The following is a 14,800-nucleotide window of genomic DNA, read 5'->3' on the forward strand; positions in this document are numbered from 1 at the left end:
AAGGGTTCTCGGCGGCGAAGGTGGGGGTGTTCGGCCGCCGCATCTGTGACGTGATCGCCGAACGCGACGGCACCGAAGCCGCCCCCGGCCAAGACGTCAAGCGCGGGTACGCCAAGTCGTGGATCACCAGTACCGGTTCGCTGGACGGCGGCCGCTACATCAAGGGCTGGCTGAACGCCGAGGACGCCGCCATTTGGGACGGCACCCTGGGCCCGCTGGTCAAGCCGGCCGGACCTGATGACCACCGCGATGCAGGAGAGCGGACGGCGGCCGCCCTGTCGAGTGTCCTGTCGGGTGGGCACAAGGCCACCAAGGTCACGGTCATCTGCGACCTGGAGACACTGACCGGCGGCAATGCTCCGGCCCGCCTCACCGACGGCACACCGATCCCCGCCGCCCAAGCCCGCCGCATCGCCCTAGCGGCCGGTGTATCGCCGCTCCTGCTCGGACGCGGCCACACGCCCTTGTATCTCGGGTACCGGGAGCGGTTCGCCAGCGCCGCCCAACGGCAGGTACTGGAGACGCAGTATCCGACCTGCGCGGTGCGGGAATGCGAGATCCCCGGGACGCTGTGCGAAGTCGACCACGTCAACGGCTGGGCCCTGGGCAACAGCCCCACCGACATCGACCAACTCGCCCTCACCTGCGGATGGCACAACCGCTTCAAACACACCAGCCCAAACCAGATCGGGATCACCAAAGATCCCGACGGGCAGTACGTCTACCGGCTGCTACCACCACCGGGTGCCCGATCAAGAACCCGGACGGGTAGTGGGCCGCCGGGGCCGTTCGGCCCACCCGACACCACCGCCAACTGGGCTGCATAACCCGCCCCAACCTCCACGGCACCGGTTCGCCCGAATCCAATCCGGATCTCGGGCGAACCGGCATGCCCACGTCACCCCGGCCCCCTACCGCTCCATCCGTACCGGGATCGGGATCGGCACCGACCATCCCCTTCGGCGAGGTCAGCACGCCCGCACGCCGCAGCCGACTCGTGCCATCGTCAGCCCCTCGGCGTTCCGCCCGCCCGACTCTTCGTCCGCTGGTTCGGGGGCGGTGGGGTGGCGCGACCCGGGGCGGGGCAGGCGGAGCCTGCCCCTTTGCGCTGCCTCAGGGGCCGCAGAGGCTCCAAAGTCAAGGGTGGACGAAGTCCATCGCGAAGCGACGCCGAAGGCGCCCTTGACTTTGGAGGGGCGGCCCCGTACGCCAGCGCCACCCCACCGCACGAACACCCTTCGACCTGGTCCCGAACACCATTCCCGCCCGTGACGGTCTGCCCCGTCGGTTCGTTCTTGGGAGCCCCTTATGGCGCGGGCTCCCAGAGGAGCGGTCTCGGTCAGGTGCCGACTTCTGCCTGGTCGCGGTCGGGGGCGGTGTCGAAGAACTGGGACAGGCTGATCTGGGTGCGGTCGCCGATGGGGTGAACTCGGCGGTCATCAGGACGGGTTCGGCGCGGCCGGGGACGTGCATGCCCATCACGAGGCGCTCGTGCTCGACGACCTCGGTGTAGACGCCGGTCAGGGGGACGCGGTCGCCGCCGGGGCGGACGTTCGGGACGACGTCCTCGGCGCCCGCCCAGCGGTCGTACTGGGCGGCGTCCGTGCAGGCGGACCAGGCCTCGGCGACCGGGGCGCCGAGTGTGCGGGTGAGGGTGTAGGCGAAACCGTCGGTGCTGGCTGTGCTCGGGGAGGTGGGGGCGCGCCCGAGCGAGTTGGTGCGGCTGTCGGGACAGCACAAGCAGATCGTCGGCACCATCGTGGGCGGGACGAGATCGCCAAGGCGCGTGTGATCCTGGCCGGCATTCATCGGCGGCTCCGGGCGATGAGGTCTTTCTCGGCTTCAAGGCGGCGCTTGAGCAGGTCGCGCGGGCGCGCAGCGCGAATGGGGACGGGGCTCGGACGACGCTGGGTGACGCGCCGGCCGTGCAAATACTCACTCTTCCGGCATTGTGGGCAAAAGGCCCTTATGGAATGGTGGCCATCGCCGTCGAGGTGAAGGGAAGCGCTATGCCGGGGATCACGCAGCGGTCGACGAGGGAACCCGTGGTGAAGACGCGGTTCCTGTCCCACGGGACGCTCAAGATCACCGATGTCGCGGCCACCCGCCGGTTCTACGAGGAGGTCCTCGGACTGGAGGTCGTCCAGCCGATGAAGGCGGCGCTCTACATTCGTCTCGGTGGCGATCACACGTATGTCTGCGTGGAATCGAAACCGGATCGGCCGGATATGCCGCTGCTCTATCACAATGGGCTGGACGTGGGTAGCGATGAGGAAGTGGACGAGGCGTACCGCGACATCAGCGCGGTCCAGGACGAGTACGGGGTCAAGGAACTGAACAAGCCGGTGCGGCAGCACGGCGTGTACTCGTTCTACCTCAAGGACCTCGACGGGAACTGGTGGGAGATCGGCCACCTGCCGCCCGGCGGTTACCGGTTCCGGTTCGCCGACCCCCGCAACGACCTGACGGGGCGCACCGACCTGACGGCCGCGGAGATCAAGGACGTGTTCGTCAACCCGCACATGGAGGAGTGACCCGCGCGCGGAGGCGCGGGTCACTCCGGGTTCAGCGGTTGCGGGCGACCTCGGCGGCGACGGCGCGGAAGGCCGGGAGCGTCTCGGCCTCGTCGGGGTTGAGGAACGTGCTCTTGACGATCACGACGTGGTACTTCGTCGAGACGTAGATGAGCTGTCCGCCGAGACCGCTGGCGTAGTAACCGTCGGTGCCGTCGATCCACCAGCCGAGCCCGTAGGACGGGCTGACGCCCGAGGGCGTGCCGACTTGGGCGACCCACGAGGCCGGGACGACGCCGCGTCCGCCGTCCAGCATCAGCTTGCCGAAGCGGGCGAAGTCGCGGTCGGTGGCGTAGATGCAGCAGTAGCCGAGGGCGTCGCCGTGGGAGTCGTTGCCGACGTAGGCGGTGGCGGCCATGCCGCCGGGGCCCCAGATCTTCTCCTGGAGGTACCGGTAGTAGGGCTCGCCGGTGGCCTTCTGCAGGACGAGGGCGAGCACGGCGGTGTTGAGGCTCGTGTAGTTGAACTGGGTGCCCTGCTCGACGGCCTTGGTGCGGGTGGCGGCGAACTGCAGGGTGCTGTAGAGGCCGAGGCTGACGCCGACGTGCAGCGGGACGTCGTCGACGGTCTCGTTCCACCCGATTCCGGACGCCATGCGGAGGAGGTTCCGGATCGTCACGGCCCCGTAGGCGGTGTTCGCTAGTTCGGGGACGTAGGCGCCGGCCGTGTCGTCGATGGAGTGGATCTTTCCCTCGCCGAGGGCGACGCCGATCGCGTCGGCGGTGTAGGACTTGGCCATCGACCAGGACTGGAACAGCGAGTCCTTGGAGTAGCCGGCCGCGTACCACTCGTCCAGGATCTTGCTGCCGTCGAGGACGACGAAGCCCTGCGCGGCGCGGTTCAGGTAGTCCTGCACCGTGTGCGTCTGGCCGTTGTAGGTGTAGGTGACCTTGCCGAGGTCGTGCGGGTCGCTGGTCAGTTCGACCGGGTTCGCGGACGGTGTGAGCGGGTCGAAGTTCGGCAGTTGCGCCGCCGCGAGCGCGGACGCGGTGGACGGCGCGACCGGCGGGCCGGGCGGAGCGGGCGAGGCGAAGGCGGGCGCGGCGGTGAGGCCGAGGGTGAGGGCGGTGGCCAGGGCGAACGCGGCGGGTCTGCGGCGCATGGGGGCTCCCGGGGTGGGGTGGTCGGGCATGCGACACCGAATCGAATAGCGAGCGTTTCCGATTCGGCCTACCGGAAGGTAACTCCGGGGGCCGCGCCGCACCATGGCCAACGGTGACAAACCGGGGCGCGGAAACCGCACAGCGGGTAGGGGGAGGGCATGCCGGAGCTTCCCGACGTCGAGGGTTTCCGCCGCGTGCTCGCCGCGCACACCGGCGACCGCATCCGGTCGGTGGAGGTGCGCGACGCCGGCGTCCTGCGCGGGGTGAGCGCGGGGCGGCTGGGCCGCGCGCTGCGCGGGCACCGGTTCGAGGAGCCGCGCAGGCGCGGGAAATGGCTGGTCGCGCCGGTGCAGGGGCCGGTGCTGATGCTGCATTTCGGGATGACCGGGTCGCTGTCGTGGCATGCCGGCGACGAGCCGGTCCACCCGCACGACCGCGTGATCTGGCGCTTCGGGGACGGCGAGCTGCGCTACCGCGACATGCGCAAGCTGCAGGGCGTCCGGCTCGCGGAGGACGGCGACGAGGCGGACCGGCGGCTCGCCGACCTCGGCCCTGACGCGCTCGACCTGTCGCGGGACGGCCTCGCCGACCGGCTGCGAGACCGGCGGGGCCGGCTCAAGAGCGCGCTGACGGACCAGTCGGTGATCGCCGGGCTCGGCAACCTGCTGGCCGACGAGATCTGCTGGCGCGCCCGGATCAACCCGCTGCGCCGGGCCCGGGACCTGGACGGCGACGAGGTGAAGGCCCTGCACAGGGCGATGCGGGACGTCCTGCGCCGGTCGGTCGAGGCGGAGCGGGTGCCGCCCCGCCGGACCTGGCTGACCGGGGCGCGCGACGACCCGGAGGGCGCCTGCCCGCGCTGCGGCACGCGGCTGTCCCGGCGCCGCGTCTCCGGGCGGATGACGGTGTGGTGCGGGCACTGCCAGCCCGCGTGAGCGTCCGGGACCCTGAGTGGCCGGAGGGTCGCAGTGGCCTTACCTGGCGGGGCGGTTGTGGTCGGGTGTGCTCGGTTCGACTAACTTATTGCGAGAAGGTCGCAACTGCGGCATCTGTGCGTCGTTGAACGTGAGTGGGTGGGCATGCACATTCCCGACGGATACCTGAGTCCGCAGACCTGTGCGGTGGGGTACGCCATCACCGTGCCGGCCTGGGCGGTCGCGGTCCGCCGCGTGCAGCGCGTGGTCCGCAACCGGCACGTGCCGACGCTGGCCGTGCTGGCCGCCGTCAGCTTCCTGGTGATGATGTTCAACATCCCCATCCCGGACGGCACCACCGCGCACGCGATCGGCGCGACGATCATCGCGATCCTGCTGGGGCCGTGGGCGGCGGTGCTCGCGGTCAGCGTGGCGCTGGGCTTTCAGGCCCTGCTGTTCGGGGACGGCGGCGTGCTGGCGTTCGGCTTCAACTGCGCGAACATGGCCGTCCTCGCCCCGTTCGTCGGGTACGGGGTGTACAAGCTGATCGCCGGGCGGTCCGAGCTGACCGCCCCGCGCCGGGCCCTCGCGGCGGCCGTCGGCGGCTACGCGGGGATCAATGCGGCGGCGTTCGCGGCGGCGATCGAGTTCGGCCTCCAGCCCGACCTGTTCCACAACGCCGCCGGCGCGCCCCTGTACGCGCCGTACCACCTGGACCAGACGATCCCGGCGATGATGCTGGCGCACTTGACCATCGCGGGCATCGCCGAGGGGATCCTCACCGGCGGCGTCGTGGCCTACCTGCAGCGCGCCAACCTCCCGCTGCTGCGCGTCAACCACGCGGGCGTCGCGGCGGACGGCGAGAAGGCGGCCGCGCCGCGGCGGGGCCGGCCGCTGCGCGTCGCGCTCGGCGCGGTGGCGGTGATGGCCGTCCTCACGCCGCTCGGCCTGCTGGCGCCCGGCGGCGCGTTCGGTGAGGACGCCCCGGAGGACCTCGACCTGCACAAGTACGGCCTGTCGGCGGTGCCGAGCGGGCTGAACAAGTACAACGGCTTCTGGCACCACGCGCTGTTCGACGGCTACGACTTCACCTCGGACGCGCATCCGACGATCGGCTACATCGTCTCCGCGGTCGTCGGCATCGCGATCGTGGGCGCCGCGATCTTCCTGATCACCGCGGCCGTCCGCTGGGCGGCGGCCCGGCGCGGCGCGACCCGCCGCCACGAGACGGCGGAGCAGTCGTGAGCGCGGCGTCCGCGGGAGCTGCGGTCGTGAGCGAGCAGGCCGTCGACGAGCGGGTCCAGGTGCCGCAGTGGCTGCTCCAGAAGGAGCTGGCGATGTGCCCGTGCGGGTGCATCGGCAAGCGCAAGAAGGGCGGCTACCTGCGCAAGACGCTGAACGGCGGCGCGGGGCTGCTCCGCCAGGTGATGTTCAGCGACGACACGGCGCGGCAGCGCGGACTGCTGCAGCGCGTCGACCCGCGGGTGAAGTTCCTCTCGATGATCGTGCTGCTGGTCGCCGCGGGGCTGGCCCGCAACATCCCGACGCTCGTCGCCGTCTACGCGGTGACGCTGGCGCTGGCCGCCGCGTCCAGGCTGCCGGTCGGGTTCTTCATCAAGCGGGTCTGGCTGTTCGTGCCGATCTTCACGGGGATCGTCGTGCTGCCCGCGACGCTGTCCGTGGTCACGCACGGGGACGTGGTGCTGACCCTGTGGCACTGGCACGGCCGCGCCGAGGGGTTCACCAGCCAGGGCCTGACGTCCGCGGGCCTGGTCGTCAGCCGGGTCGCGGTGTCGATCTCGCTGGTGGTCCTGCTGACCCTGACCACGCCGTGGGTGCGGCTGCTGGCGGCGCTGCGCTCGGTCGGCGTCCCGCGGATCTTCATCCTGATCATCGGCATGGCGTACCGGTACATCTTCCTGCTGCTCAACACCGTCACCGACATGTACCAGGCGCGCACGTCCCGTACGATCGGGGCGGCCAAGCACGACGGGGGCGCCCGCGCCTTCCTCGGCGCCAGCGGCGGCGCGCTGTTCGGCAAGGCCAACCAGCTGTCGGAAGAGGTGCACCAGGCGATGACGGCGCGCGGCTACCGCGGCGACGCCCGGACGCTCCAGGCGTTCCGGCTGACCGGCTTCGACATCGCCGCGGCCCTCTGCTGCGCCGCGCTGGCCGCGGCGATACTCATCGGGGATCACTTCCTTGGCAACTAACCCGGAGACGGTCGCGCCCGCGACCGGCGCGACCGGCGCGGCCGGCGTCACGTTCGAGTGCCGCGAGGTCGGCTACTCCTACCTCGACCGCTATCCCGCGCTGGACGGGGTGTCGCTGACGGTCCGCGCCGGGGAGCGGGTCGCGCTGCTCGGCGCCAACGGCTGCGGCAAGTCCACCCTGCTCAAGCTGCTGGACGGGCTGGTCTTCCCGAGTTCGGGCGAGTTCACCGCGTTCGGCCAGCCGGTCACCGAGGACACCCTGGAGGACGAGCAGTTCTCGCAGGCGTTCCGGTCCCGGGTCGGGTTCGTGTTCCAGAACTCCGACGCGCAGGTGTTCTCGCCGAACGTCCGCGAGGAGATCGCGTTCGGGCCGCTGCAGCTCGGCCTGAGCGCGGACGAGGCGTCCGCCCGGGTCGACGAGGTGATCGCGATGCTCGGTATCGAGGCGCTCGCCGACCGGGCGCCGTTCCAGCTGTCGGGCGGCCAGAAGAAGCGGGTCGCGATCGCGTCCGTGCTGGCCACGAACCCCGAGGTGCTGCTGTTCGACGAGCCGACGGCGGCGCTGGACCCCCGCTCGCAGTACTGGCTGACCGATCTGATCGAGCAGCTCGGCGCCGCCGGGAAGACGATCGTGAACGCGACCCACGACCTGGAGGCGCTGCCCCGCATCGCCGACCGCTGCGTGGTCTTCTCCGAGGAGCACCGGATCGTCGCCGAGGGCGCCCCGGAGGAGATCCTCGGCGACCGCGCCCTGCTGCTGTCGGTCAACCTGATCCATCCCGGCACCCGGCTCTGACCGCGGGCCCCGGCAGGCCGCTCACCTGGTGTTTCCGGCGCAGCCGCGTGGGCACGGTCCAGACCGTTGCCATCGTGGGACCGAAGCACATCGTGGGACCCGAGCAATTCGTGGGACCTGCGATTCGCGGGACCGAAGCACGGGGACGGGAGGTTCTCAATGACGGCGTGGTACGGATCCGGCGGGATGGACCCGTTCGAGGAGATGCTCGCCCGGTTCTTCGGGACCCGGGCGCATCGGCGGCCGACCGAGCGGATCAACCTCGCCCGGCTGATGAGCGAGCCCGCGCGCGAACTCGTCCGGGACGCGGCGACGCGGGCGGCGCAGTGGGGCAGCCGCGACCTGGACGCCGACCACCTGCTGTGGGCGGCGACGCGGCAGCAGGGCACCCGGCACTGGCTGGAGCGCGCGGGCGCCGACCCCGACGCGATCCAGCACGAGATCGAGAACCACGCGTACCGGGGGGAGCCGCGCGAGGCCCAGCCCGAGCTGACCCCGGCCGCCAAGCGCGCGCTGCTGGACTCGCACCAGGTCTCGCGCGCGCTCGGGTCGTCCTATATCGGGCCCGAGCACCTGCTGTTCGCGCTGGCGCTGGACCGCGGTTCCAGCGCGGGACGCATCCTCGACGCGGCGCACGTCACCCCGGACACGCTGCAGTCGGCGGCCGCGGGCGGCGGCGGGCAGCCGCCGAAGAACGGCGGGAACGGCCACTCCGAGACCCCGACGCTGGACGAGTTCGGCCGCGACCTGACGGCCCTGGCCCGCGAGGGCCGGATCGACCCGGTGATCGGCCGGGACGAGGAGATCGAGGAGACCGTCGAGGTCCTGTCGCGGCGCACGAAGAACAACCCGGTGCTGATCGGCGACCCCGGCGTCGGCAAGACCGCGATCGCGGAGGGCCTCGCGCAGCGGATCGTCGACGACGACATCCCCGAGACGCTGCGCGGCAAGCGGATCGTCCAGCTGGACCTGTCCGGCGTCGTCGCGGGCACCCGGTACCGGGGCGACTTCGAGGAGCGGCTGAAGAAGGTCGTGGACGAGATCCGCGCGCACGCCGACGAGCTGGTGGTGTTCATCGACGAGATCCACACCCTCGTCGGGGCGGGCGGCGCCGAGGGCGCGATGACCGCCGGGAACATGCTGAAGCCGGCGCTGGCGCGCGGCGAGCTGCACGTGGTCGGCGCGACGACCGTGGACGAGTACCGCCGCAACATCGAGAAGGACGCCGCGCTGGAGCGCCGCTTCCAGCCGATCATGGTGCCGGAGCCGTCCGCCGACGACAGCGTCGAGATCCTGCGCGGGCTGCGCGACCGGTACGAGGCGCACCACCAGGTCCGCTACACCGACGAGTCGCTGGTCGCGGCCGTCGACCTGTCCACCCGCTACCTCACCGACCGGTTCCTGCCGGACAAGGCGATCGACCTGATCGACCAGGCGGGCGCGCGGGTGCGGCTGCGGTCCGGGACGCGCGACGGCGGGCGCCGCGAGCTGGAGGACCGGCTCGACCGGCGGCGCCGCGAGAAGGACCAGGCCGTCGCCGACGAGGACTACGAGAAGGCCAAGGAGCTGCGCGACGAGATCAACCGGCTGCAGGACGACCTGGCGGGGATGCGCGACGACCACGAGCCGGTCGGCGTCCCGGAGGTGACCACCGAGGACATCGCCGAGGTCGTGTCGCGGATCTCCGGCGTCCCGGTGACGCAGCTGACGCAGGCGGAACGCGAGCGGCTGTCGAAGCTCGAGGAGCATCTGCACGGGCGCGTCATCGGCCAGGAGGACGCGGTCGCGGCGGTCTCGCGGGCCGTCCGGCGGTCCCGTGCCGGGATGGGCGACCCGGACCGTCCGATCGGCGGGTTCCTGTTCCTCGGCCCGACGGGCGTCGGCAAGACCGAGCTGGCCAAGGCGCTCGCGGAGGCGCTGTTCGGCAGCCGGGACCGGATGATCCGGTTCGACATGAGCGAGTTCCAGGAGCGGCACACCGTCAGCCGGCTGATGGGCGCGCCGCCCGGATACGTCGGCTACGAGGAGGCCGGGCAGCTCACCGACGCGGTGCGGCGGCAGCCGTACTCGGTGATCCTGCTGGACGAGATCGAGAAGGCGCACCAGGACGTGTTCAACGTCCTGCTCCAGCTGCTGGACGACGGGCGGCTCACCGACGCGCAGGGCCGCACCGTCGACTTCCGCAACACCGTGGTGATCATGACGAGCAACCTCGGCTCCGACCTGATCACCGGCCGGACCGAGATCGGGTTCGGCGGCCGTGAGGGCGAGGACACCGCGCTGCGCGACCGGATCATGCGGCGGCTGCGCGAGTCGTTCCGGCCCGAGTTCCTCAACCGGATCGACGAGATCATCGTGTTCAAGCGGCTGGAGGCGAACCAGCTCCGGCAGATCACCGACCTGCTGCTGGACGAGACGCGCCGCCGGCTCCGCGCCCAGGACGTCACCGTGTCGTTCACGCCGGAGGCCGTCGACTGGATCGCCGAGCGCGGCCACCAGCCCGAGTTCGGCGCCCGACCGCTGCGCCGCACCATTCAGCGCGAGGTGGACGACCAGCTGTCGGACCTGCTGCTGGCCGGCGACCTGGAGCACGGGCGGCACGTGGAGGTGTCGGCGACGTCCGGCGGCCTCCAGTTCGACGTGACCACGGCGGCGAGCCCGGCGGACGAGACGATCACCTCCCGGTAGCGCGCTCCGGGCCTCATATGGCCGATGCCGGGCCCCTTGAGCGGACCGGCATCGGGCATATACGGCTCATGCCGGCGTGAGGAGGGGCGCGTGCGACCGTCAGGGATCAGCAAGCCGCCGTTCGCGATCGTCCTCGCCTCCGCTGCCGCCGTGCTGTGCGCCTGCGGCGGCGGCGGCGATTCGGGCGCCTCGCCCACCCCCAGCAGGACGACCGCCGCCCCCGGCACGCCGCCGTCCCCGACGATCACGAGGGACTTCGCCCCGACCCCGAGCGCGTCGTCCGGCAGCCCGTCCCATGCCTCGGGACGTTGCCGCTCTGACGACCTGGAGGCGCGCATCAGCACCGCCGGACCCGCGGCCGGGCAGCGCTACGCCTTCCTCACCCTCACGAACACCTCCGGCTCGGCCTGCCACGTCTACGGCTATGTCGGGATGCTGCTGCTCACCGCGTCCGACCACCCGATCCCCACCCGCGTCGAACGGCTCTCCCCACCAGGCCCGCAGACCGTCAGGCTCCAGCCCGGCGGAAGCGCCCACGCGCGGCTCCAATGGACCGTCGTGCCGGGCCCCCGCGAACCGGAGCACGGAGCCTGCGCGCCCACGCCGGGGCTCGCCTGGGTCACCCCGCCGGACGAGCGCTCCCACCTCGCCGTCAACTGGAACCAGGGCGTGGTCTGCGGCAACGGCCACATCTCCACGACGCCACTCCAACCCGGCGCAGCCCCCCGCTGACCCCGGGCGGACCGGCACCCTGACTTCACCGCGCGGTGACGCGGCGGCCCGCGGACGCTGTTTCGGCGGGGAGGGCGCGGGGAGGGCAGTTGGTGGGCGGAGCGCGGTGCGGCGGGGTGACGGCGGGGGACGTGGGAACTCTGGATCGGCGGGCGCTGCTCAAGCTGTCCGCGGGCGGGCTCGCAGGGCGGGTCGTCGGTGGGGCGGCGGGCGTTCGGTGGGCTCGCGTTCCGCCGCCGTTCTCGGTGCCGATGCCCGTGCCGGTCGAGGCGCGGCCGGTGCGCTCGACGCGCGACGCCGACTACTACCGGCTCGCCGCGGCATCGGCGCTGGCCGAGATCCTTCCCGGGACGCGGACGCCCGTACTGGCCTATAACGGGGCGTTCCCCGGCCCCACCATCCGGGCGCGGGCCGGACGGCGCGTGGTGGTCGAGCATGTGAACCGCCTGGACGAGCCGACGACGGTGCACCTGCACGGAGGCGCGGTCCGGCCGGAGGACGACGGCGGGCCGATGGATCTCGTCGAGCCCGGGAGGGCCAGGCGGTACCGCTATCCGAACGGGCAGCGCGCGGCGACGCTCTGGTATCACGACCATGCGCACCATCTGGAATCCGAGCACGTGTACCGGGGGCTGGCCGGGGCCTATCTGCTGCATGACGAATGCGAGGCGGGGCTTGGGCTGCCGAGCGGGCGCTTCGACGTGCCGATCGTGCTCAGGGACGCCCGTTTTGGCGAGGACGGCTCTCTCGTCTACATTCCCGAGGATTTCGCCGGCCGCAACACGATTCTCGCCAACGGGCGTCCTCAGCCGTATTTCCGCGTGGCGGCGCGCAAGTACCGGTTCCGGCTGCTGAACGCGGCGAACATGCGGTTCTTCAAGGCGGAGTTGTCGACCGGCGACGCATTCCAGCAGATCGCCACCGACCGCGGGCTTTTGCCGGCGCCGCTGACCACGACCTCCGTTCCGCTGTCACCCGGCGAGCGCGCCGACATCGTCGTGGACTTCTCCAGGTACGCACCCGGCGCGCGGGTCGTGCTCCGCGACGGGTTCTCCACCCGGCCGTCCACGAACGGCATTCTCCGCTTCGACGTGTGCGGACGCGTCCGGGACGGCAGCCGTGTCCCCGAACGCCTCGCGACCCTGCCCGCGCTGCGTCCGGCCACCGCCGCCCGCGAATTCCGCCTCTCCATGGACAAGAAGACGGGCATGGGATTCATCAACGGCAGGGCGTTCGACCCTCGCCGGATCGACTTCACCGTCGAGCGCGGCGCCGCCGAGACGTGGCGGATCGTCAACGAGAACCAGGTGATCCAGCACAATTTCCATGTCCATCTGGCCGATTTCCGGGTGCTGGACCGCGACGGCGGGCCGCCGATGCCGACCGAGGACGGGCTGAAGGACACCGTGATGGTGCGGCCGGGAGAGTCCGTCGGCGTCCGGGTGGCGTTCGACCCCGCGTTCGGCGGCGACTACATCTACCACTGCCACATCATCGACCATTCGGCGATGGGAATGATGGGGCGGTTCCGGATCACCGGCGGCGGCTGAGCCGCGCGCCGTCCGCGCGGGGCTGGCTAGCATGAGGCGGCCAGTGTCCGTGCGCAGGAAGCGAGTCCGAGTGCCGCCGCGTAACCAGGCCACGTCCCGCCAGGCGGGCGGCGCGGCCCGTCCGAAGGGCGCCTACCACGTGGAGGCGCTCGCGAAGGGGCTGCGCATCCTCGGGCTGTTCTCCGAGCAGCGCCCGGCCATGAAGCTGACCGACGTCGTCGCCGAGACCGGCCTGCCCATGCCGACGGCGTTCCGGTTGGCGTCGACGCTGGTGAGCGAGGGGTTCCTGGAGCAGCTGCCGGACGGAGCGTACCGGCCCGCGCCGAAGGTGCTCACGCTCGGGTTCTCGGCGCTGCGCAGTCTCGACATGGTGCAGCTCGCGGACGGGCCGCTGCGCCGCCTCGTCGAGGCGACCGGGCAGACGGTGAACCTCGGCGTGCTGTCCGGCGACCATGTGCTGTACCTCGTCAGGCTGCGCAACAACGACCTGGTGACGGCCAACATCCAGGTGGGGTCGCGGCTGCCGGCCGTCCGGACGTCGATGGGCAAGATGCTTCTCGCCCACCTGGAGGGCGAGGAGCTGGAGCGGGTGCTGACCGGCGGGTCGTTCGCCGGGCCGGCCGGTCCGAACGCGGTCGCGTCGCTGGACGAGCTGCGCCCCGCACTGGCGGAGACCCGGGAGCGCGGCTGGGCGGTGCAGGACGAGGAGCTGGCCTACGGGCTGCGGTCGGTGGCCGGGCCCGTCCGGGACGCGTCCGGGAAGGTGGTCGCCGCGGTGAACGTGGCGGTGCCCGCGACCGAGGTGTCCACGGCGCGGCTGCTGGAGGAGATCCGGCCGCTCGTCCAGGGCACGTGCGCGGAGATCACGATGCTGCTCGGCGGCCGCTGACCCGCCTCAGCTCCCGCGCGCGTCGGCTGAGCCCGGACGGAACTAGCCGATCATGCAGGGCGGCCCTTGTGGAGGCGGCCGCCCTGCATGATGACGCTCAGGTTGGCCGGGTCCTGGAGGACGGAGACGTCCCGCGTCGGGTCGCCCTGGACGACGAGGAGGTCGGCGAGGTAGTTCGGCGCGAGCAGGCCCAGCTCGTCGGCCATGTCCATGACCTCGCCGCCCCACTTCGTCGCGGCGACGAGCGCCTCGGCGGGGGTGTAGCCGAACAGGTCCACGAAGAGCTGCAGGTCGCGGGCGTTGCGGCCGATGGGGGTCTGCGGGAAGCCGTAGTCGCCGCCGGGCAGGACGCGGATGCCGCGCCGCCGCATCTCCGGGTAGAGCGCGGTCTGCGCCTCCAGCTGCGCGACCGACCCCATGCGCTCGGCCATGGCCCGGTCGATGCCGAACTCCTCGGCCTCGTGGACGTTCGCCCACATGATCCCGACGGCGGGTGCGGTGAACAGCTCGTCCTTGTGCTCTTCGAGCAGGTCGAGGGCCTCCTCGTCGGCGTACGAGCAGTGGTACACCGAGCGGAAGCCGTTGCGGGCGGCGAGCTTGATCGACTCGGGGTTCTGCGCGTGGCAGTTGAGCCACACGCCCGCCTCCCGCGCCGCCGCGCCGGCCGCCGCGGCCTCCTCGGCGGTGTACTGGGTCTGCATCGAGCCGCCGGGGACGAAGACGTCGTCGTTGCTGAGCAGCAGCTTCACCGAGTCGAAGCCGAGCGCGGCCTGCTCGGCGATGAAGCGAGCCAGGCCGGTCGGGGTGGTGTTCTCGGCGCCGTGCCGGACGGGGTTGTTGTCGCGTTCGAAGCTCGCGGCGCGCAGCCGCGGTCCAGGCACCTCGCCCGCCGCGATCCGGTCGCGGAGCTGGACCTCCACGTTGCCGGGGGTCAGCGAGCCGGCCGAGTAGGCACTGGTGAAGCCCGCGTCGAGGAGGATCCGGGCGTTGCGCTCGGCGAGCGCGAGGTGCTCCTGCGCCGTGGGCGGGGCGCCGAAGAACGACACGTCGACCGGCGGGTTGAAGCGGGGCTCCAGGTGGCCGACGGCCGAGGGGAACGTCAGGTGCGCGTGCCCCTCGACCAGGCCCGGCATGACGGTCGCGCCCGCGCAGTCGATCACGGTCGCGCCCTCGGGCGCGGGGGAGTGGCCCGGACGGACGGCGGCGATCCGGTCGCCCCGCACGACGACCTCGCCGGGGAACGGCTCCCGGCCGGTCCCGTCGAACACCGATCCGCCGGTGAACACGATCTCGCCCATCGCGGGCCTCCCCTCAACTTTCGGTGAATGAAAGTGACTTTCTC

At 71.8% G+C, this 14,800-nt stretch carries 13 protein-coding genes; 10 read left to right on the forward strand and 3 right to left on the reverse strand.

Annotated elements, in window-relative coordinates:
- A partial coding sequence (locus ABD296_RS28080; RefSeq protein ID WP_344273457.1) for an HNH endonuclease signature motif containing protein occupies window positions 1–827 on the forward strand: 827 nt, incomplete at its 5' end.
- 310 nt (window positions 828–1,137) lie between these two features.
- On the opposite strand, the gene ABD296_RS50660 is transcribed toward ABD296_RS28080, so the two are convergent.
- A complete protein-coding gene (locus ABD296_RS50660) occupies window positions 1,138–1,809 on the reverse strand; it encodes an SRPBCC family protein (RefSeq protein ID WP_407061518.1) in 672 nt (223 codons plus the stop codon).
- 200 nt (window positions 1,810–2,009) lie between these two features.
- On the opposite strand from ABD296_RS50660, the gene ABD296_RS28085 reads away from it, so the two are divergent.
- Complete coding sequence (locus ABD296_RS28085) at window positions 2,010–2,534, forward strand: VOC family protein (protein WP_344273460.1); 525 nt, start codon at window positions 2,010–2,012, stop codon at window positions 2,532–2,534.
- 31 nt (window positions 2,535–2,565) lie between these two features.
- On the opposite strand, the gene ABD296_RS28090 is transcribed toward ABD296_RS28085, so the two are convergent.
- On the reverse strand, window positions 2,566–3,675 hold the full coding sequence (locus ABD296_RS28090; RefSeq protein ID WP_344273462.1) for a serine hydrolase domain-containing protein: 1,110 nt from the start codon (window positions 3,673–3,675) through the stop codon (window positions 2,566–2,568).
- Window positions 3,676–3,834: 159 nt separating this feature from the next.
- Here ABD296_RS28090 and ABD296_RS28095 point away from each other — a divergent pair, with 159 nt between their 5' ends.
- The 8 genes from ABD296_RS28095 to ABD296_RS28130 all read left to right on the forward strand — a co-directional run bounded on the left by ABD296_RS28095 (window position 3,835) and on the right by ABD296_RS28130 (window position 13,458).
- The gene (locus tag ABD296_RS28095; protein ID WP_344273465.1) at window positions 3,835–4,611 is read left to right on the forward strand and encodes an Fpg/Nei family DNA glycosylase; all 777 of its coding nucleotides are present in this window, start codon (window positions 3,835–3,837) and stop codon (window positions 4,609–4,611) included.
- A 144-nt stretch (window positions 4,612–4,755) separates the two neighbouring features.
- The gene (cbiM, locus tag ABD296_RS28100; protein WP_344273640.1) at window positions 4,756–5,835 is read left to right on the forward strand and encodes a cobalt transporter CbiM; all 1,080 of its coding nucleotides are present in this window, start codon (window positions 4,756–4,758) and stop codon (window positions 5,833–5,835) included.
- A gap of 26 nt (window positions 5,836–5,861) precedes the next feature.
- Complete coding sequence (gene cbiQ, locus ABD296_RS28105; RefSeq protein ID WP_344273467.1) at window positions 5,862–6,803, forward strand: cobalt ECF transporter T component CbiQ; 942 nt, start codon at window positions 5,862–5,864, stop codon at window positions 6,801–6,803.
- On the forward strand, window positions 6,793–7,599 hold the full coding sequence (locus tag ABD296_RS28110; RefSeq protein WP_344273470.1) for an energy-coupling factor ABC transporter ATP-binding protein: 807 nt from the start codon (window positions 6,793–6,795) through the stop codon (window positions 7,597–7,599). The genes cbiQ and ABD296_RS28110 overlap by 11 nt, the downstream gene beginning before the upstream one ends.
- Before the next feature lie 159 nt (window positions 7,600–7,758).
- Window positions 7,759–10,287: an ATP-dependent Clp protease ATP-binding subunit gene (locus ABD296_RS28115; protein WP_344273473.1), complete on the forward strand. Its 2,529-nt coding sequence runs from the start codon at window positions 7,759–7,761 to the stop codon at window positions 10,285–10,287.
- A gap of 90 nt (window positions 10,288–10,377) precedes the next feature.
- On the forward strand, window positions 10,378–11,019 hold the full coding sequence (locus tag ABD296_RS28120) for a DUF4232 domain-containing protein (protein ID WP_344273476.1): 642 nt from the start codon (window positions 10,378–10,380) through the stop codon (window positions 11,017–11,019).
- A gap of 131 nt (window positions 11,020–11,150) precedes the next feature.
- A complete protein-coding gene (locus tag ABD296_RS28125) occupies window positions 11,151–12,569 on the forward strand; it encodes a multicopper oxidase family protein (protein ID WP_344273479.1) in 1,419 nt (472 codons plus the stop codon).
- Window positions 12,570–12,639: 70 nt separating this feature from the next.
- Window positions 12,640–13,458, forward strand: coding sequence for an IclR family transcriptional regulator (locus ABD296_RS28130; protein ID WP_344273482.1), 819 nt, complete (start codon window positions 12,640–12,642; stop codon window positions 13,456–13,458).
- Window positions 13,459–13,508: 50 nt separating this feature from the next.
- On the opposite strand, the gene ABD296_RS28135 is transcribed toward ABD296_RS28130, so the two are convergent.
- Window positions 13,509–14,756, reverse strand: coding sequence for an amidohydrolase family protein (locus ABD296_RS28135; RefSeq protein WP_344273485.1), 1,248 nt, complete (start codon window positions 14,754–14,756; stop codon window positions 13,509–13,511).
- Window positions 14,757–14,800 lie beyond the last annotated feature (44 nt).

Source organism: Actinomadura napierensis (assembly GCF_039529375.1).
GTDB lineage: Bacteria > Actinomycetota > Actinomycetes > Streptosporangiales > Streptosporangiaceae > Spirillospora > Spirillospora napierensis.